Annotated in this window: 23 protein-coding genes and 1 pseudogene; 18 read left to right on the top strand and 6 right to left on the bottom strand. The window is 72.9% G+C overall.

Features of this window, described 5'->3' with window-relative positions; all coding sequences use genetic code 11:
• Positions 1-11 precede the first annotated feature (11 nt).
• The 3 genes from GA0070624_RS31725 (at position 12) to GA0070624_RS31715 (ending at position 1,848) form a co-directional block, all read left to right on the top strand.
• Entirely contained in the window at positions 12-458 is a 447-nt protein-coding gene (locus tag GA0070624_RS31725) for an acyl-CoA thioesterase (RefSeq protein WP_091347069.1), read from the top strand.
• Positions 455-1,129: a DUF8185 domain-containing protein gene (locus tag GA0070624_RS31720; protein ID WP_091347068.1), complete on the top strand. Its 675-nt coding sequence runs from the start codon at positions 455-457 to the stop codon at positions 1,127-1,129. Before GA0070624_RS31725 ends, GA0070624_RS31720 begins: the two co-directional genes overlap by 4 nt.
• 131 nt (positions 1,130-1,260) lie before the next feature.
• On the top strand, positions 1,261-1,848 hold the full coding sequence (locus GA0070624_RS31715; RefSeq protein ID WP_091347066.1) for a type III secretion system chaperone family protein: 588 nt from the start codon (positions 1,261-1,263) through the stop codon (positions 1,846-1,848).
• Positions 1,849-1,898: 50 nt separating this feature from the next.
• Here GA0070624_RS31715 and GA0070624_RS31710 read toward each other — a convergent pair whose 3' ends face one another.
• The 3 genes from GA0070624_RS31710 to GA0070624_RS31700 form a co-directional block, all read right to left on the bottom strand.
• Positions 1,899-2,318: a globin gene (locus GA0070624_RS31710; protein WP_091347064.1), complete on the bottom strand. Its 420-nt coding sequence runs from the start codon at positions 2,316-2,318 to the stop codon at positions 1,899-1,901.
• Positions 2,319-2,380: 62 nt separating this feature from the next.
• Positions 2,381-3,778: an MFS transporter gene (locus GA0070624_RS31705; protein ID WP_091350267.1), complete on the bottom strand. Its 1,398-nt coding sequence runs from the start codon at positions 3,776-3,778 to the stop codon at positions 2,381-2,383.
• Positions 3,779-4,023: 245 nt separating this feature from the next.
• Positions 4,024-5,061, bottom strand: coding sequence for a mechanosensitive ion channel family protein (locus GA0070624_RS31700; protein WP_176732079.1), 1,038 nt, complete (start codon positions 5,059-5,061; stop codon positions 4,024-4,026).
• A 309-nt stretch (positions 5,062-5,370) separates the two neighbouring features.
• Here GA0070624_RS31700 and GA0070624_RS31695 point away from each other — a divergent pair, with 309 nt between their 5' ends.
• Positions 5,371-5,904 (top strand): HNH endonuclease, encoded by a 534-nt coding sequence (locus GA0070624_RS31695; RefSeq protein WP_091350265.1) that lies wholly within the window; start codon positions 5,371-5,373, stop codon positions 5,902-5,904.
• 8 nt (positions 5,905-5,912) lie between these two features.
• On the opposite strand, the gene GA0070624_RS31690 is transcribed toward GA0070624_RS31695, so the two are convergent.
• The 3 genes from GA0070624_RS31690 to GA0070624_RS31680 form a co-directional block, all read right to left on the bottom strand.
• Complete coding sequence (locus tag GA0070624_RS31690; RefSeq protein WP_091347060.1) at positions 5,913-6,863, bottom strand: class F sortase; 951 nt, start codon at positions 6,861-6,863, stop codon at positions 5,913-5,915.
• A 12-nt stretch (positions 6,864-6,875) separates the two neighbouring features.
• The gene (locus tag GA0070624_RS31685; protein WP_091347058.1) at positions 6,876-7,394 is read right to left on the bottom strand and encodes a hypothetical protein; all 519 of its coding nucleotides are present in this window, start codon (positions 7,392-7,394) and stop codon (positions 6,876-6,878) included.
• An 87-nt stretch (positions 7,395-7,481) separates the two neighbouring features.
• Positions 7,482-7,958 (bottom strand): Lrp/AsnC family transcriptional regulator, encoded by a 477-nt coding sequence (locus tag GA0070624_RS31680; protein ID WP_091347056.1) that lies wholly within the window; start codon positions 7,956-7,958, stop codon positions 7,482-7,484.
• A gap of 145 nt (positions 7,959-8,103) precedes the next feature.
• On the opposite strand from GA0070624_RS31680, the gene GA0070624_RS31675 reads away from it, so the two are divergent.
• The 14 genes and pseudogenes from GA0070624_RS31675 (at position 8,104) to GA0070624_RS31610 (ending at position 21,263) form a co-directional block, all read left to right on the top strand.
• Complete coding sequence (locus GA0070624_RS31675; RefSeq protein ID WP_091347054.1) at positions 8,104-9,006, top strand: tryptophan 2,3-dioxygenase; 903 nt, start codon at positions 8,104-8,106, stop codon at positions 9,004-9,006.
• 26 nt (positions 9,007-9,032) lie between these two features.
• Positions 9,033-10,301 carry a kynureninase gene (kynU, locus tag GA0070624_RS31670; protein ID WP_425413528.1) on the top strand — a complete coding sequence of 423 codons (1,269 nt, stop codon included), beginning with the start codon at positions 9,033-9,035 and terminating at the stop codon, positions 10,299-10,301.
• A 58-nt stretch (positions 10,302-10,359) separates the two neighbouring features.
• Entirely contained in the window at positions 10,360-11,697 is a 1,338-nt protein-coding gene (locus tag GA0070624_RS31665) for an FAD-dependent oxidoreductase (protein ID WP_245719214.1), read from the top strand.
• Positions 11,698-11,717: 20 nt separating this feature from the next.
• A complete protein-coding gene (locus GA0070624_RS31660; protein WP_091350261.1) occupies positions 11,718-13,199 on the top strand; it encodes a 2-hydroxymuconic semialdehyde dehydrogenase in 1,482 nt (493 codons plus the stop codon).
• On the top strand, positions 13,196-13,990 hold the full coding sequence (locus GA0070624_RS31655) for a 2-keto-4-pentenoate hydratase (RefSeq protein WP_091347047.1): 795 nt from the start codon (positions 13,196-13,198) through the stop codon (positions 13,988-13,990). Before GA0070624_RS31660 ends, GA0070624_RS31655 begins: the two co-directional genes overlap by 4 nt.
• Positions 13,987-14,907, top strand: a pseudogene (locus tag GA0070624_RS31650) (acetaldehyde dehydrogenase (acetylating)); the annotation flags it as partial. The gene GA0070624_RS31655 and the pseudogene GA0070624_RS31650, both read left to right, overlap by 4 nt.
• A gap of 77 nt (positions 14,908-14,984) precedes the next feature.
• Positions 14,985-16,055, top strand: a complete 1,071-nt coding sequence (dmpG, locus tag GA0070624_RS31645; RefSeq protein WP_091347044.1) for a 4-hydroxy-2-oxovalerate aldolase — start codon at positions 14,985-14,987, stop codon at positions 16,053-16,055.
• Entirely contained in the window at positions 16,052-16,825 is a 774-nt protein-coding gene (locus GA0070624_RS31640; protein ID WP_091347042.1) for a 2-keto-4-pentenoate hydratase, read from the top strand. The genes dmpG and GA0070624_RS31640 overlap by 4 nt, the downstream gene beginning before the upstream one ends.
• The gene (locus tag GA0070624_RS31635; RefSeq protein ID WP_091347040.1) at positions 16,822-17,250 is read left to right on the top strand and encodes a RidA family protein; all 429 of its coding nucleotides are present in this window, start codon (positions 16,822-16,824) and stop codon (positions 17,248-17,250) included. The genes GA0070624_RS31640 and GA0070624_RS31635 overlap by 4 nt, the downstream gene beginning before the upstream one ends.
• The gene (locus GA0070624_RS31630; protein WP_091347037.1) at positions 17,247-17,771 is read left to right on the top strand and encodes a 3-hydroxyanthranilate 3,4-dioxygenase; all 525 of its coding nucleotides are present in this window, start codon (positions 17,247-17,249) and stop codon (positions 17,769-17,771) included. The genes GA0070624_RS31635 and GA0070624_RS31630 overlap by 4 nt, the downstream gene beginning before the upstream one ends.
• Positions 17,771-18,805: an amidohydrolase family protein gene (locus GA0070624_RS31625; protein ID WP_091347034.1), complete on the top strand. Its 1,035-nt coding sequence runs from the start codon at positions 17,771-17,773 to the stop codon at positions 18,803-18,805. Before GA0070624_RS31630 ends, GA0070624_RS31625 begins: the two co-directional genes overlap by 1 nt.
• Positions 18,806-19,048: 243 nt before the next feature.
• Positions 19,049-20,512 (top strand): amidase, encoded by a 1,464-nt coding sequence (locus tag GA0070624_RS31620; protein WP_091347033.1) that lies wholly within the window; start codon positions 19,049-19,051, stop codon positions 20,510-20,512.
• A gap of 54 nt (positions 20,513-20,566) precedes the next feature.
• Positions 20,567-20,869, top strand: a complete 303-nt coding sequence (gene ctaJ, locus GA0070624_RS31615) for an aa3-type cytochrome oxidase subunit CtaJ (RefSeq protein ID WP_483819068.1) — start codon at positions 20,567-20,569, stop codon at positions 20,867-20,869.
• Positions 20,856-21,263, top strand: coding sequence for a DUF5130 family protein (locus GA0070624_RS31610; protein WP_091347029.1), 408 nt, complete (start codon positions 20,856-20,858; stop codon positions 21,261-21,263). The genes ctaJ and GA0070624_RS31610 overlap by 14 nt, the downstream gene beginning before the upstream one ends.
• The last annotated feature ends 99 nt before the right edge of the window (positions 21,264-21,362 follow it).

Genomic DNA, 21,362 nt, shown 5'->3' with positions numbered 1-21,362 from the left:
GGTGCTGATCCGTGTCTGACCGGTTCGTCTACCACTGCACGCTGCGCTGGTCCGACCTGGACGCGTACGGCCACGTCAACAACTCGCGCTTCCTCACCCTGTACGAGGAGGCGCGGGTGGCGTTGATGTTCGCCGGCGGCCGGGCGTGGGGCGTTGGCTCGTTCGCCGACGGGGTGGTCATTCGTCGGCACGAGGTCGACTACCTGCGCCCGGTCGACTACGCGCTCGGCCGGGCCACCGCGGAGACGGCCCCGACCGTCCGCATCGAGCTCTGGGTGGAGGAGATCCGGGCCGCCTCGTTCACCGTCGCCTACGAGCTGTACGACGGCGAGGTGCTGGCCAGCCGGGCCCGCTCGGTGCTCGTTCCGTTCGACCTCACCCGGCAGACGCCCCGGCGGATCAGCCCGGAGGAGCGGAACTTCCTGCTCCAGTACGCCCCCGGAGGGGCTTCGATATGAGCGGGGCCGTGGACGCCCGGGCCGACGGGCACGGGCTGGACGGGGTGGCCGACGCGGGCGCCTTCCTGGCCCGGCTGGTCCGGCTCGACCCCGCCACGGTGGTCCGGCTCCGTCCGGAGCCTGGCCCGGGCCGTACGGCGCTCTGGGCCCGGCTGCCCTGGGACGTGCTCGTGGTCCGCACGGTTCCCGGGGTCGCCCCCGGCGACGTGACCGTCGGGGCGGCCGAGCTCCTCGCCGAGCTCGAGGAGGGTGGGCTGCCGCCCCGGCGGGACGACCGGTGGCGCTGGCCGCTCCCGCCGATCGCGAGCCGCCTGGTGGAGACGCTGCCGGCCGACGAGCTGCGCCGGATCGCCAGGGCGGCGGCCGGCACCCTGCGCGAGGCGGCCACCCGCGGCGTGGGGGGGCGCGCGGTGGGCCAGCGGGCGCTGCGGGACGCCCTGCTCGACCACGTCGCCGTGGTGGTCACCCCGGACGACTCGCCGGACACCCCGGTCGAGGTGCCGCAGCGGTTGGTGCAGGGGCTGGTCCGGATGGGCTTCCTCGGCCCCGGCCACGTCCAGGTGCGCGTCGCGGGCCGATGGGTCGGCCTGGTCGGGCCGTACGGAGCCGCATGGTCGCGGAAGGTCCAGGAGTTCTCCCTCAAGCCCGGCACCGGTCGTCCGAACGGATGACCCTGGATCATTCTTCCGGGCTGGGGCGGCCGTTGGGGGGATGCTTCAATCCGGCTGTCCGGGTACCGTCCATCCTCGGATCCAACGCACCGTAGGCGATTGGATCCGCTGGGGAGTGAGGTGCGCGAGCGATGCCGTGGTGGTCATGGCGCCCAGGTGCCGCCGGTGGCGGCGATCCGGAATGTCGAAGCGGGATCACAGTGGATGGCACCGTCCGGGTCGGACCACCGGCCCCCCGCCAGCCGGGGGACGACGATGCGCCGGCCGCCGAGCGGCCCGTGATCGCGGAAATGCCGGTCACCGTCGCCCCGGTCACCCTCCGCCGGGTCTGCGACGCCCTCGATCTGCTCGACGTGCGTTACCTGGCTGACGGCGACGGCAACCTGCTGGCCATGTGGGAGCGGCACGCGGTGCTGGTCACCCTCGAGGGGCCGGAGGACGAGATCCTGGTGATGCGGGCCCGTCCACATGCCACCGTCCCGCCGGACTGGGCCGACCGGGCCTACCGGGTGGTCAATGAGTGGAACCACACCCGGCGGTTCTGCAAGGCCTACATCGGCGACCCGACCGAGCGCGGCCAGCTGCCGATCTACGCCGAGCTGCAGGTGCCGCTCGGCGCCGGCACGCACGACGCGCTGCTGGTCGAGATGCTCGACTGCGGCGCGGCGGTCGCCACCAGCTTCGTGGACTGGTTGCACGATGAGGGCGCGCTGCTCTGAACTGCGTCGACCGGGTCGCAGGTCCCGGCCGCGCGGCGCGGCCGCGGCCGTCAGGCGCCGGCGGCCGGGTCCTCCACGACGTTGACCATGAAGTACGCCGCCCGCTCCAGGTAGTTCCAGAGCGCCGTGGCGATCTCCGGCGGCAGGTCGAGCCGGTCGACCGCGCGCCGCATGTGGTGCAGCCAGGCGTCCCGCTCGGCGGCGCCGATCCGGAAGGGCGCGTGCCGGATCCGCAGCCGGGGATGGCCGCGCTGCGCCGAGTAGGTGTTCGGGCCGCCCCAGTACTGCATCAGAAAGAGGGTCAACCGGTCCGCAGCGGGGCCGAGGTCCTCCTCCGGGTACATCGGTCGCAGCAGCGGGTCGGTGGCGACGCCGGCGTAGAACTCGTCCACCAGCTTGCGGAAGGTGGGTTCGCCGCCGACCGCCTCGAAGAGGGTCACCGGCCGGTCGGAGTCACCTGGGGAAGTCACCGTTCCATCCTGCCAGGTGCGGCCGCGGGACGGCCGGGGCCCACCGCCGGATGAACTGGCGATCAGGTCACAGCGTGGCTGGGACGGCCCCGATCCCCGGGCCGCTCGTCCACCGCGGCCGGCCTGGCCGGCTGGACCGACGTACGGGGCCGGCGGCCGCCCGGCGCGGCCTCGGCGGTCGCGTTGGCCCGCTCGGCGGCCTCGATGGCGGCGTCCACCGTCTCCCTGCTCGGCCAGCTCAGGGCCGCCGCCGTCATCAGCACGACGCCGGCGGCGCTCCACGCCCCCACCACCAGCGGGATGGAGAACCGCTGGGCGAGCACCCCGGTGACCAGCACCGCGAGGCCCTGGATGATCTGCATCCCGCTGGCCATCACGCCGAACGCCCGAGCGCGGTAGCCGTCGGGCAGGGCGCGGACGAAGAGGCCGTTGGCCACCGGCAGCAGCCCGGCGACGGCGAAGCCGCAGGCGGCGGCGAGCACCGCCACCACCAGCGGCGGCGGGTCGAGCAGCGCGGGGACCAGCACCGCCGGGGCGGCGACCGCCAGCGGCCGCATCAGCGCCAGCCGGCGGGCGGGAGCGACCGCCCGGCCGACCAGCAGCCCGCCGAGAATGAAGCCGACCGGGTTGGCGGCCATGATGACGGCCTGCGCGACGCCCGTGTCCATGCCGTCCCCGGCCCGCTTGGCGGCCCAGGCGGCGGCGAGTCCCTCCGGCACGATGGAGAAGAGCATCGCACTGAACACCAGCACGGCGATGGCCCGCAGGACCGGCCGGCAGAAGACGATCTGAAATCCCTGCCCGGTCTCCCGTAGCAGGTGGCTGCGGTGCGCGGCGGTCATCGCGGGCGGCCGGTCCCGGACGCCCAGCCGGACCAGGAGGGCCGAAGCGGCGAAGGTGGCCGCGTTGATCAGCAGCGCGGCGGTGGGGTTGACCGCGGCGATCGCCGCGCCCAGCAGGTAGCCGACCACCTGGGCGGCCTGGCCGGTGCTGGCGTTGAGCGAGAGGCCGACCACCACGCGGTCGCCGGGGAGGATGAGCGGCATCAGCGCGGACCGGGCGGCCTGGCTCGGCGGGTTGGCCAGCGTGCTGGCGAAGAGCAGGGCGAGGATCACCCAGGGCGGATTGCCGGGAATGGCGACCAGCATCATCAGCGCCATCCGGACCAGGTCGCAGGTCACCATGACCTGCCGGTACCGGTGCCGTTCCGCTAGGGTGGCGAGCAGCGGGCCGCCGACCAGCCAGGGCAGGTAGCTGACCGCGAACGCGGCGGCGGAGAGCGCTACCGACTTGGTCTGCTGGTAGACCAGGACGGTGACCGCGGCCTTGGCGAGGTAGTCGCCGATCCAGGACAAGGCGCTGGCGGTGAAGACGGCGCGATATTCGACCTGGGCGAACACTTCACGGAAGGTGGCTGGCCCCTCCCGGCCGGGTCGCTCGTCGGACACCGTCGCCTCCATCGTCCCCAGGGCGGCCACTCGTGACGACCTGCCCGGGAACCGTCGTCAGATCTACGGATCAGCGAGGACACGAGCACGCTCCCAGGGGAGCGTGCTTCACCGGATTCTGCCCGATCGTCCGACAACTGGCTAGGGTGAACGTATTGATCGTCGCATCTCCGACTGAACGAACGGACGATACCCGAGGGGCCGCGCGGCGCGCGACCCCCGAAATCGTCCGTCCTGACGCGACCGGTCTCCCACGCTCAGGTGGCGCCGCCGGCGCCGGTCTCGCCGGGAGCCGGAGCCCGGGTCGGCGCCGCGTAGAGCCGGGCGGCCGCGATCCGGGCGGTGATGCCCGAGTTCTCCAGCGCCTCGGCGAGCCGGCGGCGCAGTTCCCGGCCGACGGCGAACTGCCCGTCGGCGGTCGTCTTGACCACCGTCCGGATCACCGCGCCGTCCACGGTCATCTGTTCAACGCCGAGCACCTCGGGCTCCTCGACGATCTGCGGAGCCAGTTCCGGGTCCAGCGTCACCGAGGCCGCCGCCGTTCGCAGCACCGCGGTCGCCTCCTCCGTGCCGGCGAACCCGATCGGCAGGTCGACCACGACGAGCGCCCAACCCTGGCTCTTGTTGCCGACCCGGACGATCTCGCCATTGCGGATGTACCAGAGCACCCCCCGCCCGTCCCGGACGGTGGTGACCCGCAGGCCGACCGACTCCACCACGCCGGTCGCCTCGCCCAGGTCGACGGTGTCACCGACCCCGTACTGGTCCTCGATCAGCATGAACAGGCCGGCGATCAGGTCCTTGACCAGGCTCTGCGCGCCGAAGCCGAGCGCCACGCCGGCGATGCCGGCGCTGGCCAGCAGCGGGGCCAGGTCGAAGCTGAACTCCTTCAGCATCATCAGCAGCGCGATGCCGAAGACGAAGGCGGTGACCAGGCTGCGCAGCACCGACCCGATCGCCTCGGCCCGCTGCCGCCGGCGCTCCGGCACGAACTGCTCCGGGTCGAGCGTGGCGCTGGGGATCCGTTCGCGCAGCGGCCGGAGCATGGTCGGCACCGCGCCCTCGGTGGTGGTGCGGACCAGCCGGTTGATCGTCCGGTGCAAGGCCCACCGGGCGGCCATGGCGAGCAGCAGGATCAGCACGATCCGCAGCGGCTTCAGCACGATCCAGTAGCTGCCCTCGGCGAACCAGACCGAGTTGGTCAGCTCGAAGACGTTCTTGCACCAGGCATCCGTCCGGCAGTCGGCGGACGGTGCCGGGCTCGGATCGGCTGCGGCGGGCAGGGCGAGGAACATCAGGTCGGCAGCGGCACTCACCCTGCTTTCGTACCGCACGGCGCGCGGCGGACGACCGCCGACCCACCAGGCCGTCCGAGCACCGGGCGGTGATCAATCCGACGGAACCGGTCATCTTGGCATGGGCGGCTAAAGCTTCCGGACTCTGACCCCGGACCGGATTAGTACGTGCAATCCGACGTCCGATCAGGGACGATTGGCGCAACGGACGTCGGTGATCCGGCCGGCGTCGGTGTGGTTCCCCGCTGCCCGCGGGGTGCGCGCCGATGCGACCGCGGCGGGAGCGGCTGGACCGGGAGGGTGAGCGCGATGCCTGACATACGACCCACGGTGGGCTCCGGCGCGTTGGTCCTCAACGCCACCTACGAGCCGCTGTGTGTCGTGTCGGTGCGTCGAGCCGCGATCCTCGTGTTGTCGGCCAAGGCCGTCTGCGTCACCGACGGCGACGGCATCCTGCACAGCGCGCGCAACGCGCTCCCGGTGCCCTCGGTGGTCCGGTTGACCCGGTACGTCCGGGTGCCCTATCGCGCCCACGTGGGGCTCTCCCGCCGGGCGGTCTTCGCCCGGGACGGCTGGCGGTGTGCGTACTGTCGGGGCCCGGCGGAGACCATCGACCACGTCTTCCCGCGCAGCCGGGGCGGCCGGCACGCCTGGGAGAACGTGGTCGCGGCGTGCGCCCGGTGCAACCACACAAAGGGCGACAAGACTCCGGCCGAGCTCGGCTGGCGGCTGCACAGCCTGCCGGCGGCCCCGAAGGGGACGGCCTGGCGGGTGCTGGGCCACCGGGCGCCGGACCCGCGCTGGGTGGACTGGCTGGACCTGCGCGAGCCCGAGGCGGCCTGAAGCGCCCGTCACGGGCCGCGCACCGTGACCAGGGACCCGTAGACCACCACGTTGTCGGCGTACCCGGTCTCGCCGCCCACCCACCGGCCGCCGCACGTGATCAGGCGCAGATTCGGCCGGCTGAAGTCGCCGAAGACCTCGTCCACCGGCAGCCGGTCCTTGTCGTACCGCTCCACCGAGTTGACCTCGAAGACCACCACCGAGTGGTCCTGCCGGGTCACCTCGACCCGGTCGCCTTCGTCCAGGTTCTTCAGGCCGTGGAAGACGGCCGGTCCGGTGGTCGTGTCGACGTGCCCGACGATCACCGCCGGGCCGTACTGCCCGGGGGTCGGCCCCTGGTCGTACCAGCCGGCCTCCCCGGCCCGGCCGACGTCCGGCACGGCGATGGTGCCGTCCGGGGCGATGCCGACCTGGTGCACGGGCGCCCGCAGGCCGATCTTCCCGATCGCGATGTCGGTCGGCGGGCTGGCCGGGAGCACCGGGAACTTCTTCGGTGGCGGGCGCAGCCCGGGGGTCAGCCGGTCCGGCAGCACGCTGACCCCGGTGACCCGCTCGACCCCGAGCATCGCCACGATCAGCACCATCAGCGCCGCGATCACCAGCACCGGTGCCCCGGGCCCCTGCTGTCTGAGCGACCGCCACCGGCCGGCCGCGGTTCCCGGCCGGGGCGCGGGCACCGGGCGGGCGTCGGGATCGGTCGTGGTCACGCTGGCCGAGAACGCGTGCCCGGCGACCCGGGTGAACCGGCGGGACGCCCGGGACAGCAGCCGCACCCCGGCTCCGGCGGCGTTCCGGATTTGCGTCCCCCGACCGGCGTCCCCGATCCGCCTGACCCAGTCGGCCTCCGGGCGCCGGGCGTCCCGGTTCCGCACCGGCAGGCCGGCGTTCCGGCTCTGCGTCACCCGGGCGGCGTTCCAGCTCCGCCCCGGCTGGCCGGCTCGGATACGTGAGCGGGCCATGGCCGCACCTCGTCAGTAGCGGGAACCGGCCCTGCGACGGTTGCCGAAGGCGCCGAAACCGGCCGCGACCGCCACCGCGGCGAGCCCGCCGACCAGCAGCAGCGAGCCAGCCCCCCGCCCGCTGGCGGTGCCACCGCCACCGGTCGCCGGGCCCTTGCTGGGCTGGGCCATGTTCAGCACGGTGAGGACGGTGGAGGCGGTGATGTTGCTGTCGCACCGCAGGTCGACCGGGAAGTCGCCGGCTTGCTTGTTACCCGGGATGGTGACGGCGCCGGTCAGGAAGCCGTTGTCCGGGCGGAGCATCACCCGGCCGAAGGCGTCCGAGTTCACCTGGGCCTGGCGATTGTTGTTGCTGTCGCAACTCGCCCGGATGCTCACCCGGGTGCCGGCCTGCGCCGGGTTCGGTGTGACCTCGACGAAGGCGTTCTCGCCGGCCCGCGCCGGTGTGACGGTCATCAGGACGAACGCCCCGACCAGGCCGAGCACGGTCAGCATGGCCGACAGGGCGCGATGAGAAACGAGCCCTCGCATGATTCCCCCCTCCCGGTGCGGCGCACCGGAATCCTGCTGACGGGCAGCGGGGGATGCATTCCCGCTGAACCCGGGGCAAACCCGGGGTCAGCGGCGGCGGGTGGGCGGGGGCGTGCCAGCGGGACGCGGCGGGAGCGGGGTGACCGGGTGCCAGTCCAGCGGGGTGGAGAGGACCATCGTGCTCGACGGCTGGCCGTACGGGGCGAGGCGGTCGATGACCCGCTCGAACTCGTCGATCGACCCGGCCGCCACCTTGAGCATGCTGCACGCGTCCCCGGTGATGCGGTGGATCTCCAGGATCTCCGGCCAGCCCGCCACCTCCGGGTCGTGCAGGATGCAGCGCGAGCCGTAGCAGGACATCCGGATCAGCGCGACCACCGGGCGGCCGGCCCGGGTCAGGTCGATGTGCGCGTGGTACCCGCTGATCACGCCCGACTCCTCCAGCCGGCGGACCCGCTCGGCGACCGCCGGCGGCGAGAGGTGTACCCGCCGGGACAGCTCGCTGAAGGAGAGCCGGGCGTCGGCCTGGAGCTCGCGCAGCAGCGCCCAGTCCATGTCGTCCATGCGGGGACCTTTCCTTCGTGAACTCCGGCGGGCCTGGGCTTTCGTCATGACAGGTCTACCCGCCAGACCGCCGTTGATCAGGCATTCCATCCGCCGATCGACCGCGCCATCATGACGCTACCTGGCGTACGGAGGGAGATGACAGGTGGAGCAGACGGACCTGCGGGCACCGACGGTGACCGCGGCGGTGCGTCCGGTCACTCCGCAGCAGCGGGCGGCCCGGGCGGCGCGCAACGGCGGCGCACCGACGTTGGAGTTCGCCGAGCGGGTGCCCTACGACGCGTACGTGCGGGCGAGCACGCTGCACCAGTTGCAGCAGCCGCTCAGCGACGACCCGGGCGAGATGTCCTTCCTGATGGTCAGCCAGATCATGGAGCTCTACTTCGGGCTGACCTGCCACGAGCTGCGCCAGGCCCAGCGGGAGCTGCGGGCGAACCGGATCTGGGACGCGTTGCCCCCACTGCGCCGCGCAGCGCTGCACATCGAGGGGCTCAACGCGGCATGGCAGGGGCTGCGGTGGATGACCCCGGCGGACTTCAACCGGTTCCGCAACCTGCTCGGCGAGGGCTCCGGTTTCCAGTCCGCGATGTACCGGCACCTGGAGTTCCTGCTCGGCCTCCGGGACCCGGCCCTGATCCGCCCGTTCCGCCGGCAGACCGAGGTGTACGCGGAGCTGACCGCCACCCTCGCCGCGCCGAGCCTCTGGGACGACGTGGTCGCCCTGCTCGCCCGGCGCGGCTTCGATCTCCCCGCCGAACTGCTCGACCGGGACGTGGCGGTGGAGCACGAGCCGCACCCCGCCGTCGAGGCGGCCTGGGTGCGGATCTACGCCGACGGCGGCCCGGACAACCACCTGCGGCTGCTCGGCGAGGCGCTGACCGAGGTGGCCGAGCGATTCGGCGACTGGCGGTGGCACCACATCAAGGCGGTGCAACGCACAATGGGCGCCAAGGTCGGCAGCGGCGGTTCCGCCGGTCTGGCCTGGTTGCAGCGGAGCATGGCCCGGGTGGTCTTCCCCGAGTTGTGGTCGGCCCGGACCGCGATGTGAGCGGAGAGCGAGACATGAACACGGCCATGAGCGAAGCCGAAGCACAGCGCCTCGACGCCGCCGACCCCGGACACCGTCACCTGTTCCACGTGCCGCCAGCCGAGGGCGGCCGCTATCCCGAGGTCGCCTACCTGGCCGGCAACTCCCTCGGTCTGCAGCCCCGGGCCACCCACGACGAACTCCTGGCCGACCTGGCGGCGTGGCGCCGGCTCGGCGTGGAGGGGCACCTGGAGGCAAAGCGGCCGTGGCTGCCGTACCACGAGCTGTTGACGGCGCCGGCCGCGCGACTGGTCGGCGCCCTGCCCGCGGAGACCGTGGTGATGAACTCCCTGACGGTCAACCTGCACCTGCTGATGGTGAGCTTCTACCGGCCGGCGGGGGAGCGGACCCGGATCGTCATCGAGGACAGCGCCTTCCCCTCGGACAGCTACGCGGTCCGCAGCCAGGCCCGCTTCCACGGCCTCGACCCGGACGCCACCGTGGTCCGGCTGAAGCCGCGCGCGGGCGAGGACACGCTGCGGACGTCCGACGTGTGCGACTACCTGGCCGCCGAGGGCGACCGGGTGGCGCTGGTGCTGCTCGGCGGGGTCAACTACCTGACCGGCGAGCTGATGGACATCCCGGCGATCACCGCCGCCGGCCGAGCCGCGGGCGCGGTGGTCGGTTGGGACCTGGCGCACGCGGTCGGGAACGTGCCGCTGGCGCTGCACGACTGGGACGTCGACTTCGCCGCCTGGTGCTCGTACAAGTACCTCAACTCCGGGCCGGGCGCGCTGGCCGGCGTCTTCGTCCACGAACGCCACCTCGGCGACCCGGACGTGCCGCGGTTCGAGGGCTGGTGGAGCACCGAGGCGGCAACCCGGTTCGAGATGACCCCGGTCTCCCGGCCGCCGGCCACCGTCGAGGCGTGGCAGATCTCCAACCCGCCGATCTTCGCGATGGGGCCGGTACGCACGTCCCTGGAGGTCTTCGACTCCGTCGGCATGCCGGCGCTGCGGGAGCGCAGTGTCCGGCTCACCGGCTACCTGGAGCGGCTGCTCGACGAGGTGACCGCCGAGCGACCGCTGACCGTGGTCACCCCGCGCGATCCCGAGCGTCGGGGCTGCCAGCTCTCGGTGCGGATCGGGGTGGGCAGCGCGAACGAGCTGACCAAGCGGCTGCGGCACGAGCACGGCGTGATCGCCGACGCCCGGGAGCCGGACATCGTCCGATTCGCCCCGGTGCCGCTCTACTCGACGTACCACGACTGCTGGCGGGTCGCCGACGCGCTGGCCGCGACCGTGGAGACCCGGTGAGCGCGAGGAGTGAGCCGGGGTTGCGAGCCCCGCAGTCGCGAACGAAAGGCAGGCACTGCTGATGACCGAACGGGACGAGATCGCGGTCGTCGGGGCCGGCCTGGCCGGCTGCCTGCTGGCCTGCTTCCTGGCCCGGCGCGGCTATCCGGTGGCGCTCTACGAGCGGCGACCCGATCCGCGTACCGGAAAGGTCGAGCGGGGGCGGTCCATCAACCTGGCGCTGTCGGAGCGCGGCCTCGACGCGCTGCGCCGGATCGGGCTGGACGGGCAGGTGATGGCGGACGCGCTGCCGATGCGCGGCCGGATGCTCCACCCGGTGGAGGGGGAGCAGCAGTTCCAGTCGTACAGCGTCTCCGGGGACCGGGCGATCAACTCGATCAGCCGGGGTGCGCTGAACAACGCCCTGCTCGACGCCGCCTCCGCGCTGCCCGGGGTGCGGATCGCCTTCGAGCATCGGCTGGTCGGGCTGGATCCCATCACCGGCGACATGACCTTCGAGACCCCGCAGGGCAAGGTCGCGGCCACCGCGTCGGTCGTCCTCGGCGCCGACGGCGCCGGCTCCGCGGTGCGCGGGCAGCTTCTCGGGTACGGCGTGCTGACCGAGAGCGTGGACTTCCTCGACTACGGCTACAAGGAATTGACCATCCCGCCGCTCGGCGGCGACTTCGCCCTCGACCCGGGAGCGCTGCACATCTGGCCGCGCGGCACCTCGATGATGATCGCGCTGCCCAACCCGGACCGCTCCTTCACCTGCACGCTCTTCTGGCCCACCCACGGCACCGCCAGCTTCGCCTCGCTGGGCAGCCCGGCGGCGATCGAGCAGCACTTCGCCACCCACTACCCGGACCTCATCCCGCTGGCGCCGAACCTGGTCGACGACTACCAGCACAACCCGGTCGGGGTGCTCGGCACGGTCCGCTGCACCCCGTGGCAGGTGAACGGGAAGGTCGGGCTGCTCGGCGACGCGGCGCACGCGATCGTGCCGTTCTACGGTCAGGGCGCGAACTGCGCCTTCGAGGACGTGGTGGAGCTGGATCGCTGCCTGGACGAGTGCGACGACGACTGGGCGGCGGCGCTGCCGCTGTTCCAGCACCGCCGGCAGGAGAACGCGGAGGCGATCGCCCAGATGGCGCTGGCCAACTTCGTGGAGATGCGGGACAAGGTCGCGTCGCCGCTGTTCCAGGCCGGCAAGCGGGTGGAACACGCACTGGAACGCGCGCTGCCCGGCCGGTACGTTTCCCGGTACGAGCTGGTGTCCTTCTCCACCACCCCGTACGCAGAGGTGCGCCGCCGGGTCCGCCGGCAGCACCGGGTGCTCGGCGCGGTGGCCGTCGGCGCGGCGGCGCTGCTGGCCGGCGCGGTCGGGGCCGTGATCAGCAGAGGGAGGCGCGGATGACGCTCTGGGATCCCCGGCTGATGGCCGGGCGCGCGCCGGACGGGCCGGGGCTGCTGCGCAATTTCGTCGGCGGCGGCTTCGTCGACGCGGGGCGGCGGTTCACCAAGCGCAGTCCGGTGACCGGCGAGCCGGTCTTCGAGGTGGTCGAGGCCTCTTCGTCCCTCGTGGACGATGCGGTCGCCGCTGCCAGGGCCGCGCTGCGCGGGCCGTGGGGCCGGATGGGGGAGCGGGAGCGCGCCGAGGTGCTTCGCCGGGTCGCCGACGAGCTGGAACGCCGCTTCGACGACCTGGTCGCGGCCGAGGTCGCCGACACCGGCAAGGCCATCTCCCAGGCCCGCACCCTGGACATCCCGCGCGGGGCGGCCAACTTCCGCGCCTTCGCCGAGATCGTGGCGACCGCGCCGACCGAGTCGTTCACCACGGTCACCCCGACCGGCGGCCGGGCGCTCAACTACGCGGTCCGCAAGCCGGTCGGCGTGGTCGCCGTCATCGTGCCGTGGAACCTGCCGCTGCTGCTCCTCACCTGGAAGGTCGCCCCGGCCCTGGCCTGCGGCAACGCCGTGGTGGTCAAGCCCAGCGAGGAGACCCCGGCCTCGGCGACCCTGCTCGCCGAGGTGATGGCCGCCGCCGGCGTGCCCGACGGGGTGTTCAACCTGGTGCACGGCTTCGGGCCGGACTCGGCCGGCGAGTTCCTCACCCGCCACCCCGGCGTCGACGCGATCACCTTCACCGGGGAGTCGGCCACCGGCAGCGCGATCATGCGGGCCGCCGCGGACGGGGTGAAGGCGGTGAGCTTCGAGCTGGGTGGCAAGAACGCCGGACTGGTCTTCGCCGACGCGGACCTGGACGCGGCGGTCGCCGGTTCGGTCCGGTCGTGCTTCACCAACGGCGGTCAGGTCTGCCTCTGCACTGAGCGGATCTACGTGCAGCGGCCGGTCTTCGAGGAGTTCACCGCCCGGCTGGCGAAGCGCGCCGACGAGCTGGCGTACGGCTGGCCGGCCGACGAGGCCACGGTGAACATGCCGCTGATCTCGCACACCCACCGGGACAAGGTGCTCGGCCACTACGACCTGGCCCGCGCGGAGGGCGCCGAGGTGCTGGCCGGGGGCGGGTTGCCCAGCTTCGGCGACGCCCGCGACGGCGGGGCGTACGTCCAGCCGACCGTGCTCACCGGGCTCGGCCCGGACGCCCGGACCAACCGGGAGGAGATCTTCGGCCCGGTGGTGCACGTCGCCCCCTTCGACGACGAGGACGAGGCGTACGCCCTCGCGAACGGCACCGAGTACGGCCTGGCGGCGACGGTCTGGACGCGGGACGTCGGGCGGGCGCACCGGGCCGGGTCGAGGCTGGACGCCGGCATCGTCTGGGTCAACACCTGGTTCCTCCGCGACCTGCGCACCGCGTTCGGGGGCGTCAAGGCCTCCGGCATCGGTCGGGAAGGCGGGGTGCACTCACTCGACTTCTACTCCGAACTCACCAACGTCTGCGTGGACCTCACATGATCGACATTGATGCCGCGGCCCGGGAGCTGACCGAGGCCCGGGAGAGCGGAAAGCCCTGCCCGCCGCTGCGTGGGCGGCTGCTGCCGGAGGGGGACGTCGAGTCGGCGTACCGGGTGCAGCAGCTTCAGGCGCGGGCCTGGCGGGACCGGGGCGAGCGCCGGGTGGGCGCGAAGATCGGGTTGACCTCCCGGGCGGTCCAGGAGAGCTTCGGCGTCTTCCAGCCGGACTTCGGGGTGCTGACCGACGTCATGGCGGTCGGCGACGGCGTCGAGGTGGTGATCGACCGGCTGCTCCAGCCCCGGGTCGAGGCGGAGATCGCCTTCGTGCTCGGCGCCGACCTGACCGAGGAGCGGGTCACCACCGTCGACCTGATCCGCGCGGTCGACCACGTGCTGCCGGCGATCGAGATCGTCGACTCCCGGATCGCCGGGTGGGACATCTCCATCGTGGACACCGTCGCGGACAACGCCTCCAGCGGTCTCTTCGTGCTCGGCACCACCCCTCGCCGGCTCGCCGACGTCGACCTGCGGCTGTGCGGGATGGTGCTGGAGCACGCCGGGGAGCCGGTCTCGGTCGGCGCCGGCGCGGCCTGCCTGGGCAATCCGCTGCACGCGCTGGAGTGGCTGGCCGGGACTCTGGTCCGCGCCGGCGACCCGCTGCGCGCCGGCGACGTGGTGCTCTCCGGGGCGCTCGGCCCGATGGTGCCGGTGACGCCGGGCGCGGCGTACGAGGCGCGGATCTCCGGCCTCGGCTCGGTCCGGACCTGCTTCTCAAAGGACGGTGGCCAGTGACGGTCGGGGTGGCGGTGATCGGGTCCGGCAACATCGGGACCGATCTGATGATCAAGGTGCTCCGGCTGAGTGACCGGCTGCGGATGGTGGCCATGGCCGGCATCGACCCGGACTCCGACGGACTGGCCCGGGCCCGCCGGCTCGGCGTGGCAACCACCGCCGACGGCGTGGACGGTCTGGTGGCGATGCCCGAGTTCGCCGACGTGGAGCTGGTTTTCGACGCCACCTCGGCCGGCGCGCACCGGCACAACGACGCGGTGCTCCGCGCGCACGGCCGGACCGTGGTCGACCTGACCCCGGCCGCGATCGGCCCGTACGTGGTGCCGCCGGTCAACCTCGACGAGCACCTGCACCAGACGAACGTGAACATGGTGACCTGCGGCGGGCAGGCGACCGTGCCGATCGTCGCCGCGGTCGGCCGGGTCACCCCGGTCGCGTACGGGGAGATCGTCGCCTCGATCGCCTCGAAGTCGGCCGGACCCGGCACCCGGGCCAACATCGACGAGTTCACCGAGACCACGGCGCGGGCCATCGAGGTGGTCGGTGGCGCCGAACGCGGCAAGGCGATCATCGTGCTGAACCCGGCCGACCCGCCGCTGCTGATGCGGGACACGGTCTACTGCCTCTGCCCGGACGTCGACGCCGACCGCGCCGCCATCACCGCCTCGGTGGCCGACATGGTGGCCACCGTGCAGGAGTACGTCCCCGGCTACCGGCTCAAGCAGGACGTGCAGTTCGACCGGGTCGACACGTACGTGCCGTCGCTGGGCCGGCACCTCACCGGGCTCCAGGTCTCGGTCTTCCTGGAGGTCTCCGGGGCCGGGCACTACCTGCCCGCGTACGCCGGGAACCTGGACATCATGACCTCGGCCGCGCTGCGCACCGCGGAGCGACTGGTCGCCCTGCGGCGGCCTACCACGACGCAGGTTGCCGTGAGCGCGAGGAGGGCAGCGGAGCGGAGCCCCGCAGTCGCGAACAACGAGGTGATTGCCCGATGACCGACCTGTACATCCAGGACGTGACGCTGCGGGACGGGATGCACGCCATCGCCCACCGCTACACCGTCGACCAGGTGCGCACCATCGCCGCCGCCCTGGACGCGGCCGGGGTGGCCGCGATCGAGGTGGCGCACGGCGACGGGCTGGCCGGGTCCAGCGTCAACTACGGCCACGGCGCGGCGAGCGACGCCGACTGGATCTCGGCGGCGGCCGAGGTGATGACGAACGCGAGGCTGACCACCCTGCTGCTGCCCGGCATCGGCACCATCGCCGACCTCAAGGCGGCGAAGGCGCTCGGGGTGACCAGCGTCCGGATCGCCACCCACTGCACCGAGGCGGACATCTCCGCCCAGCACATCTCCTGGGCGCGGGAAAACGGCATGGACGTCTCCGGGTTCCTGATGATGTCCCACATGAACGACCCGGCCGGGCTGGCCGCTCAGGCCAAGCTGATGGAGTCGTACGGGGCGCACTGCGTCTACGTCACCGACTCCGGTGGGCGGCTGCTCATGTCCGACGTGGCCGAGCGGATCGACGCGTACCGGCAGGTGCTGGAGCCGGAGACACAGCTCGGCATCCACGCGCACCACAACCTGTCGCTCGGGGTGGCGAACAGCGTGGTCGCCGTCGAGCACGGCCGGATCCTCGGCGCCGGACCGGCGGGCACCGACGCGCCGTACGGCCGGACGGTGCGGGTGGACGCGTCGCTGGCCGGACAGGGCGCCGGCGCCGGCAACGCGCCGCTGGAGGTCTTCGTCGCGGTCGCCGAGCTGCACGGCTGGAAGCACGGCTGCGACGTCTTCGCCCTGATGGACGCGGCCGACGACATTGTCCGCCCGCTACAGGACCGGCCGGTTCAGGTCGACCGGGAGACGCTCTCCCTCGGGTACGCGGGCGTCTACTCCAGCTTCCTCCGGCACGCCGAACGCGCCTCCGCGAAGTACGGGGTGGACGTCCGCTCGATCCTGGTCGAGCTGGGCCGGCGCCGGATGGTCGGCGGCCAGGAGGACATGATCGTGGACGTGGCGCTGGACCTGGCCGGCCGGCGCGAGGAGGGGACCTCATGATCGGCGTGGACACGGCGGGCATCGCGGAGCAGCTTGGCAACGCGGCCGACACCGCCACCGCCATCCCGCAGCTCGCCGCGGAGACCGGCCTCGACGTGGACGGGGCGTACGCCGTGCAGACCGCGCTGCTCGAGCGGCGGCTGGACCGGGGCGAGCGGCTGGTCGGGCTGAAGATGGGGCTGACCAGCAAGGCGAAGATGGCCCAGGTCGGGGTGGACGAGGTGATCTGGGGCCGGCTCACCGACGTGATGCGGGTGCCCGACGGCGGCACGGTGACCGTCGCCGACTACATCCACCCCCGGGTCGAGCCGGAGGTGGCCTTCCTGCTGGACCGGCTCCCCGAGCCGGGCGAGGCGCTCGACTCCTTCGGCGACGCGGTCCGCGCGGTGGCCCCGGCGATCGAGCTGATCGACTCCCGGTACGCGAACTTCACCTTCTCCCTGCCCGACGTGATCGCCGACAACACCTCGGCGGCGGCGTTCGTCGTCGGGCCGTGGTCGCCGGTGCCGGACGGCCTGGAGAACCTCGGCGTGCTGTTGGAGATCGACGGGCGGGTGGCGCAGGTCGGTTCGACCGCGGCGATCCTGGGCGACCCCCGCCGGGCCCTCGACGAGGGCATCCGGTTGGCGGGGCGGCACGGGGTGCGTCTGCGGGAGGGCTGGGTCTTCCTGGCCGGTGCCGCCACCGCCGCCGTCCCGCTTCGTCCCGGCGCCCATGTCCGTGCCGTGGTCGAGAAGCTCGGCACCACGTCGCTGCGGGCCGCGTCGTGAGCGGCGAGGTGCGGGTCGTCGCGGGAAAGGCCACCCCGCGCGGGGCCTTCCCGCACGTCAAGGTCGCGGGCGGCTTCGTCTTCGTCTCGGGTACGTCGTCGCGGCGGCCGGACAACACCTTCGCGGGCGCCTCGGCCGACGAGTTCGGAACGGTCTCCCTGGACATCCGGGTGCAGACGCGGGCGGTGATCGAGAACATCCGCGATCTGCTGCGGTCGGTCGGGGCGGATCTCTCCGACCTGGTCCAGGTCACCAGTTACCTGGTCAACATGAATGACTTCGGTGGCTACAACGAGGTGTGGGCGGAGTTCTTCGACGTCACCGGCCCCACTCGGACCACCGTCGCGGTGCACCAGTTGCCGCATCCCCATCTGCTGATCGAGATCCAAGCCGTCGCCCTGCTCCCACCAGGAGGTCCGTCGTGAGTGAGATCGCCGAGCCGTTCAGCTTCCCCGGCTGGATCGCGGAGAACCAGCACCTGCTCAAGCCGCCGGTCGGCAACAAGGAGATGTTGCCGGGCAGCGACGACTTCATCGTCATGGTGGTGGGTGGGCCGAACCAGCGCACCGACTTCCACGTCGACCCGTACGAGGAGTTCTTCTACCAGGTCAAGGGCAACATGCACGTCAACCTGATGACCCCGGACGGGCCGCGGACCGTGCACATCCGTGAAGGTCAGATGTGGATGCTGCCCCGCAACACTCCGCACTCCCCGCAGCGGCCGGAGGCCGGCTCGATCGGCATGGTGATCGAGCGGGTACGCGAGGAGGGCACCCTGGAGAAGTTCCAGTGGTACTGCCCGAAGTGCAGCAACAAGGTGCACGAGGTCGAGTTGCAGGTCCGCGACATCGCCGCCGACCTGCCCCCGGTCTTCCAGGCCTTCTACGCCGACGAGAAGGCGCGCACCTGCGACAACTGCGGCGCGCTGCACCCGGGCAAGGGCTGATGACCCGTCCTGCCCGGGGCCTGCCGGCGCAGTCGCGGTCCCCGCTGGTGGACGTGCACACGCACGTCGTACCGAAGGGATGGCCGGACCTTGCCGCGGCGTGCGGCGGGTCCGGCTGGCCCTGGCTGCGGGTCGATTCGGAGCGCGCCGCCATGATCATGGTGGGGGAGACGGAGTTCCGGCCGGTCGGCGCGGAGTGCTGGGACGCGCCGACCCGGCTGGCCGACATGGCCGCCGACGGCGTGGACGTGCAGGTCGTCTCCCCGACACCGGTCTTCTTCAGCTACGACCGTCCCGCCGACCAGGCGGTGAAGGTGGCCCGGATCTTCAACGACCTGACCCTCGGGGTCACCGCCGCCGGGGGCGAGCGGCTGGTGCCGTTCTGCCAGGTGCCGTTGCAGGACCCGGACGCCGCCTGCGCCGAACTGGACCGCTGCCTGGCGGCGGGCCACGTCGGGGTGGAGATCGGCAACCACGTCGGTGACCGGGACCTGGACGACGACGGCATCGTGGATTTCCTGACCCACTGCGCCGAGGTCGACGCGCCGGTCTTCGTGCACCCGTGGGACATGCCGGGCGGGCCCCGGCTGGACCGGTGGATGGCCCGCTGGCTCACCGGCATGCCGGCCGAGACGCACCTGTCGGTGCTGGCGATGATCCTCGGCGGGGTCTTCGACCGGGTGCCGGAGACGCTGCGGATCTGCTTCGCGCACGGCGGCGGCAGCTTCCCGTTCTGGCTGGGCCGCGCCGACAACGCCTGGCACCGCCGTGGCGACCTGGTACGCGGCGCCTCCAGCGCGGCGCCGAGCTCCTACGTGGACCGGTTCTGCGTCGACTCGGTGGTCTTCGAGCCGGCCGCGCTGCGGCTGCTGGTGGACACCATGGGTGAGGACCGGGTGCTGGTCGGCAGCGACTACCCGTACCCGCTGGGCGAGCGGCCGGTCGGCGAGGTGGTCCGCAAGGCCGACTTCCTCACCGCCGACCAGCGCGACAAGCTGCTCTCCCGCAACGCGCTGCGCTTCCTGCACGGCTGACGGCCGGCGTCGGCGCAACGGTGGCGTCCTCGTCGCCTCGGTGCCCGGTGCCCGGCGCCGGCCGCGCACTGCTGCCCCTGCGCTCGCTGCTGGCCGCGCACTGCTGCCGCTGCGCCCGACAGACTGGCCTGCGGCCCAAAGCGTGTCGACCAGCCCCTCACCGCTCGGCGGCCGGGCGGAGTCATGGCCCCGGTGCGGCGCGTGAGAAGTGCGTCCGGAGGACCGTGCGGGCAGGATGGCGGCATGGCCGAGCCGCACGACCTGACCGCGCTGGAGCAGGCCGCCGCGATCGCCCGGGGCGAGCTGTCCAGCGTGGAGCTGGTCGAGCACCAGCTGACCCGGGTCGACGCGCTCGGCGACACCGTCGGCGCGTTCGTCACGGTGACCCCGGAGCTGGCCCGGGAGGCCGCCCGGGCCGCCGACGCGGTGCCGGTCGACGAGCGCGGCCCGCTGCACGGCGTACCGACCGCGGTCAAGGACCTCACCTTGACCGCCGGGGTGCGGACCACCTTCGGCTCGGCGGCCTTCGCCGACTTCGTGCCGCCGGTCGACGCCGACGTGGTCCGGTTCATGAAGGCCGCCGGGCTGGTGAGCCTCGGCAAGACCACCACCTCGGAGCTGGGCTGCTCGCTCTACTCCGAGGGGCTGGTCGCGCCGCCGGCCCGCAACCCGTGGCACCTGGCGTACACCGCGGGTGGATCCAGCGGTGGCGCGGCGGCGGCGGTGGCGGCCGGGCTGGTGCCGGTGGCGCAGGGCTCCGACGGCGGGGGCTCGCTGCGCATCCCGGCGTCGTTCTGCGGTCTGGTCGGTTACAAGCCCAGCCGCGGGCTGGTCTCCGGCGGGCCGCTCGGCTTCGGCGCGTTCGGGCTGCCGAGCAGCGGCCCGATCGGGCGTACGGTCGCCGACGTGGCCGCGCTGCTCGACGTGCTGGCGGAGCCGGTGCCCGGCGAGCCCTACCTGCCGCCCGCCGCGCCCGCCGGCGGATATCTGGCGGCGGCCCGCGAGGCCGCTCCCGGGCGGCTGCGGGTCGGCCGGTTCACCACCCCGATGCTCGCGGACGAGCCGGTCCACCCCGAGTGCGTCGCCGCCGTCGACCGGGCCGCCGCGCTGCTCACCGCCGCCGGCCACGAGGTGATCGAGGTCCCCGCGCCGCTCGGCCCCGCGGCGTGGCCGCTATTCGAGACCGTCTGGTACGTCCTCGCGCTCTCCCCGGTCCCGCCCGAGCAGGAGAGCGAACTGCTGCCGCTGACCCGGTACCTGCGCTCGCGGGGCGCGGCGGTCGGCGCCGGCGCACTGATGGTGACCCTCGGCGAACTCCAGGCCCAGGTACGCCTCGGCGTCCGCCGCACGGCCGGCTGCGACCTGCTGCTCTGCCCGACCCTCGCCGCGCCGCAGGCGCCGGTGGGCTGGTTCGCCGCCGCCGATCCGGCCGAGGATTTCGACCGGCAGCGCCGGTTCTCGCCGTTCTGCGCCATCTTCAACGTGACCGGCGACCCGTCCGTTTCGCTGCCGATCGGCCGGACCGCGGACGGGATGCCCGTCGGCGTGCTCCTCACCGGCCGGTACGGCGAGGACGCCCGATTGCTCGCCACTGCCGCGCAGCTCGAGCACGCGAGTGGCGGATGGGATGACCACCCCGCAATTTGGCGGGCCGTCGACTCCGCTAACGTGAATACCACAAGCGGAGTCGGGGAATCGTCTGCTTGATCGTCCACCCGACCCGGAATTCCTGGTCTCTCTTTCCGCCTGGGGGCGTTGGGATTGTCTGTTACCGAGACGTTGCTGGTCTACGTCGGCATCCCGGCGGCCGTGGTGCTGGTGATCGCCGGACTGGCATTCGCCGGCGGCCGTCGCGGCGGCGGCGGCGACAAGCGCTACCGGCCGGGCCGACCCTTCAACTTCACTCCGGTCTGGTTCCTGGGCCGTCCGGAGCAGCTGGCCGACTCCGCTGGCACCGCACTGGCCGCGGGCGCGCAGGCGCCGGCGCTGACCAGCCGCAAGCTTGAGAAGGCCGGCGTCGAGGCGCCGGCCGGTGGAACCGGAGGCGCAAGTGACCGTTGGTGAGAAGCAGACCCGGACGGGTGCGCCCCCCGAGGTGCTGGACGGGCCGTTCTCGACCCGCCAGCTGCTCCGCATCGACGAGGCGCTCCGCCTGGCCGACAAGGGCACCGGCCTGGTCTTCTCGGTCTACGTCGGCGGCCTCGACGAGCCGATCCGGGAGCACGCCCAGCGGCTGCACCGCCAGCTCGCCGAGCCCGACAAGTCGGTCCTGATCGCGGTGTCGCCCAACCAGCGGCAGCTGGAGATCGTCACCGGCCGGTACGCGCGCAAGCGCATCCCCGACACGTACGCCAAGCTGGCCGCGCTCTCCATGGTGGCCGCTTTCGGTGGCGGCGACCTGGCCGGCGGCATCATCCAGGGCCTCGACCAGCTCGCCAGCCACGCCGGCAAGGCCTGATCCCGTCCTGGTACGACAAAGCCCGGTCCGCGTTCCCGCGGGCCGGGCTTCTTGCTGTCGTCAGGCGGGCGACCAGCCGATCACGCAGCGGGCGGCCCG

The sequence above is a fragment of the Micromonospora rhizosphaerae genome (assembly GCF_900091465.1).
In the GTDB taxonomy this organism is placed as follows: domain Bacteria; phylum Actinomycetota; class Actinomycetes; order Mycobacteriales; family Micromonosporaceae; genus Micromonospora; species Micromonospora rhizosphaerae.
The sequence above is the reverse complement of the archived record's forward strand: the minus strand, read 5'-3'. Positions and strand labels throughout refer to the sequence as shown.

What these genes read in the sequence shown, in the direction of transcription:
- GA0070624_RS31620 (WP_091347033.1), top strand. Translation starts at nt 19,049, where the DNA reads ATGGCCGAGCCGCACGACCTGACCGCGCTGGAGCAGGCCGCCGCGATC.
- GA0070624_RS31680 (WP_091347056.1), bottom strand. Translation starts at nt 7,958, where the DNA reads ATGGACGACATGGACTGGGCGCTGCTGCGCGAGCTCCAGGCCGACGCC.
- GA0070624_RS31695 (WP_091350265.1), top strand. Translation starts at nt 5,371, where the DNA reads ATGCCTGACATACGACCCACGGTGGGCTCCGGCGCGTTGGTCCTCAAC.
- GA0070624_RS31625 (WP_091347034.1), top strand. Translation starts at nt 17,771, where the DNA reads ATGACCCGTCCTGCCCGGGGCCTGCCGGCGCAGTCGCGGTCCCCGCTG.
- GA0070624_RS31705 (WP_091350267.1), bottom strand. Translation starts at nt 3,778, where the DNA reads ATGGAGGCGACGGTGTCCGACGAGCGACCCGGCCGGGAGGGGCCAGCC.
- GA0070624_RS31720 (WP_091347068.1), top strand. Translation starts at nt 455, where the DNA reads ATGAGCGGGGCCGTGGACGCCCGGGCCGACGGGCACGGGCTGGACGGG.
- GA0070624_RS31690 (WP_091347060.1), bottom strand. Translation starts at nt 6,863, where the DNA reads ATGGCCCGCTCACGTATCCGAGCCGGCCAGCCGGGGCGGAGCTGGAAC.
- GA0070624_RS31655 (WP_091347047.1), top strand. Translation starts at nt 13,196, where the DNA reads ATGATCGACATTGATGCCGCGGCCCGGGAGCTGACCGAGGCCCGGGAG.
- GA0070624_RS31640 (WP_091347042.1), top strand. Translation starts at nt 16,052, where the DNA reads ATGATCGGCGTGGACACGGCGGGCATCGCGGAGCAGCTTGGCAACGCG.
- GA0070624_RS31715 (WP_091347066.1), top strand. Translation starts at nt 1,261, where the DNA reads ATGCCGTGGTGGTCATGGCGCCCAGGTGCCGCCGGTGGCGGCGATCCG.
- GA0070624_RS31685 (WP_091347058.1), bottom strand. Translation starts at nt 7,394, where the DNA reads ATGCGAGGGCTCGTTTCTCATCGCGCCCTGTCGGCCATGCTGACCGTG.
- GA0070624_RS31660 (WP_091350261.1), top strand. Translation starts at nt 11,718, where the DNA reads ATGGCCGGGCGCGCGCCGGACGGGCCGGGGCTGCTGCGCAATTTCGTC.
- dmpG (WP_091347044.1), top strand. Translation starts at nt 14,985, where the DNA reads ATGACCGACCTGTACATCCAGGACGTGACGCTGCGGGACGGGATGCAC.
- GA0070624_RS31700 (WP_176732079.1), bottom strand. Translation starts at nt 5,061, where the DNA reads ATGTTCCTCGCCCTGCCCGCCGCAGCCGATCCGAGCCCGGCACCGTCC.
- kynU (WP_425413528.1), top strand. Translation starts at nt 9,033, where the DNA reads ATGAGCGAAGCCGAAGCACAGCGCCTCGACGCCGCCGACCCCGGACAC.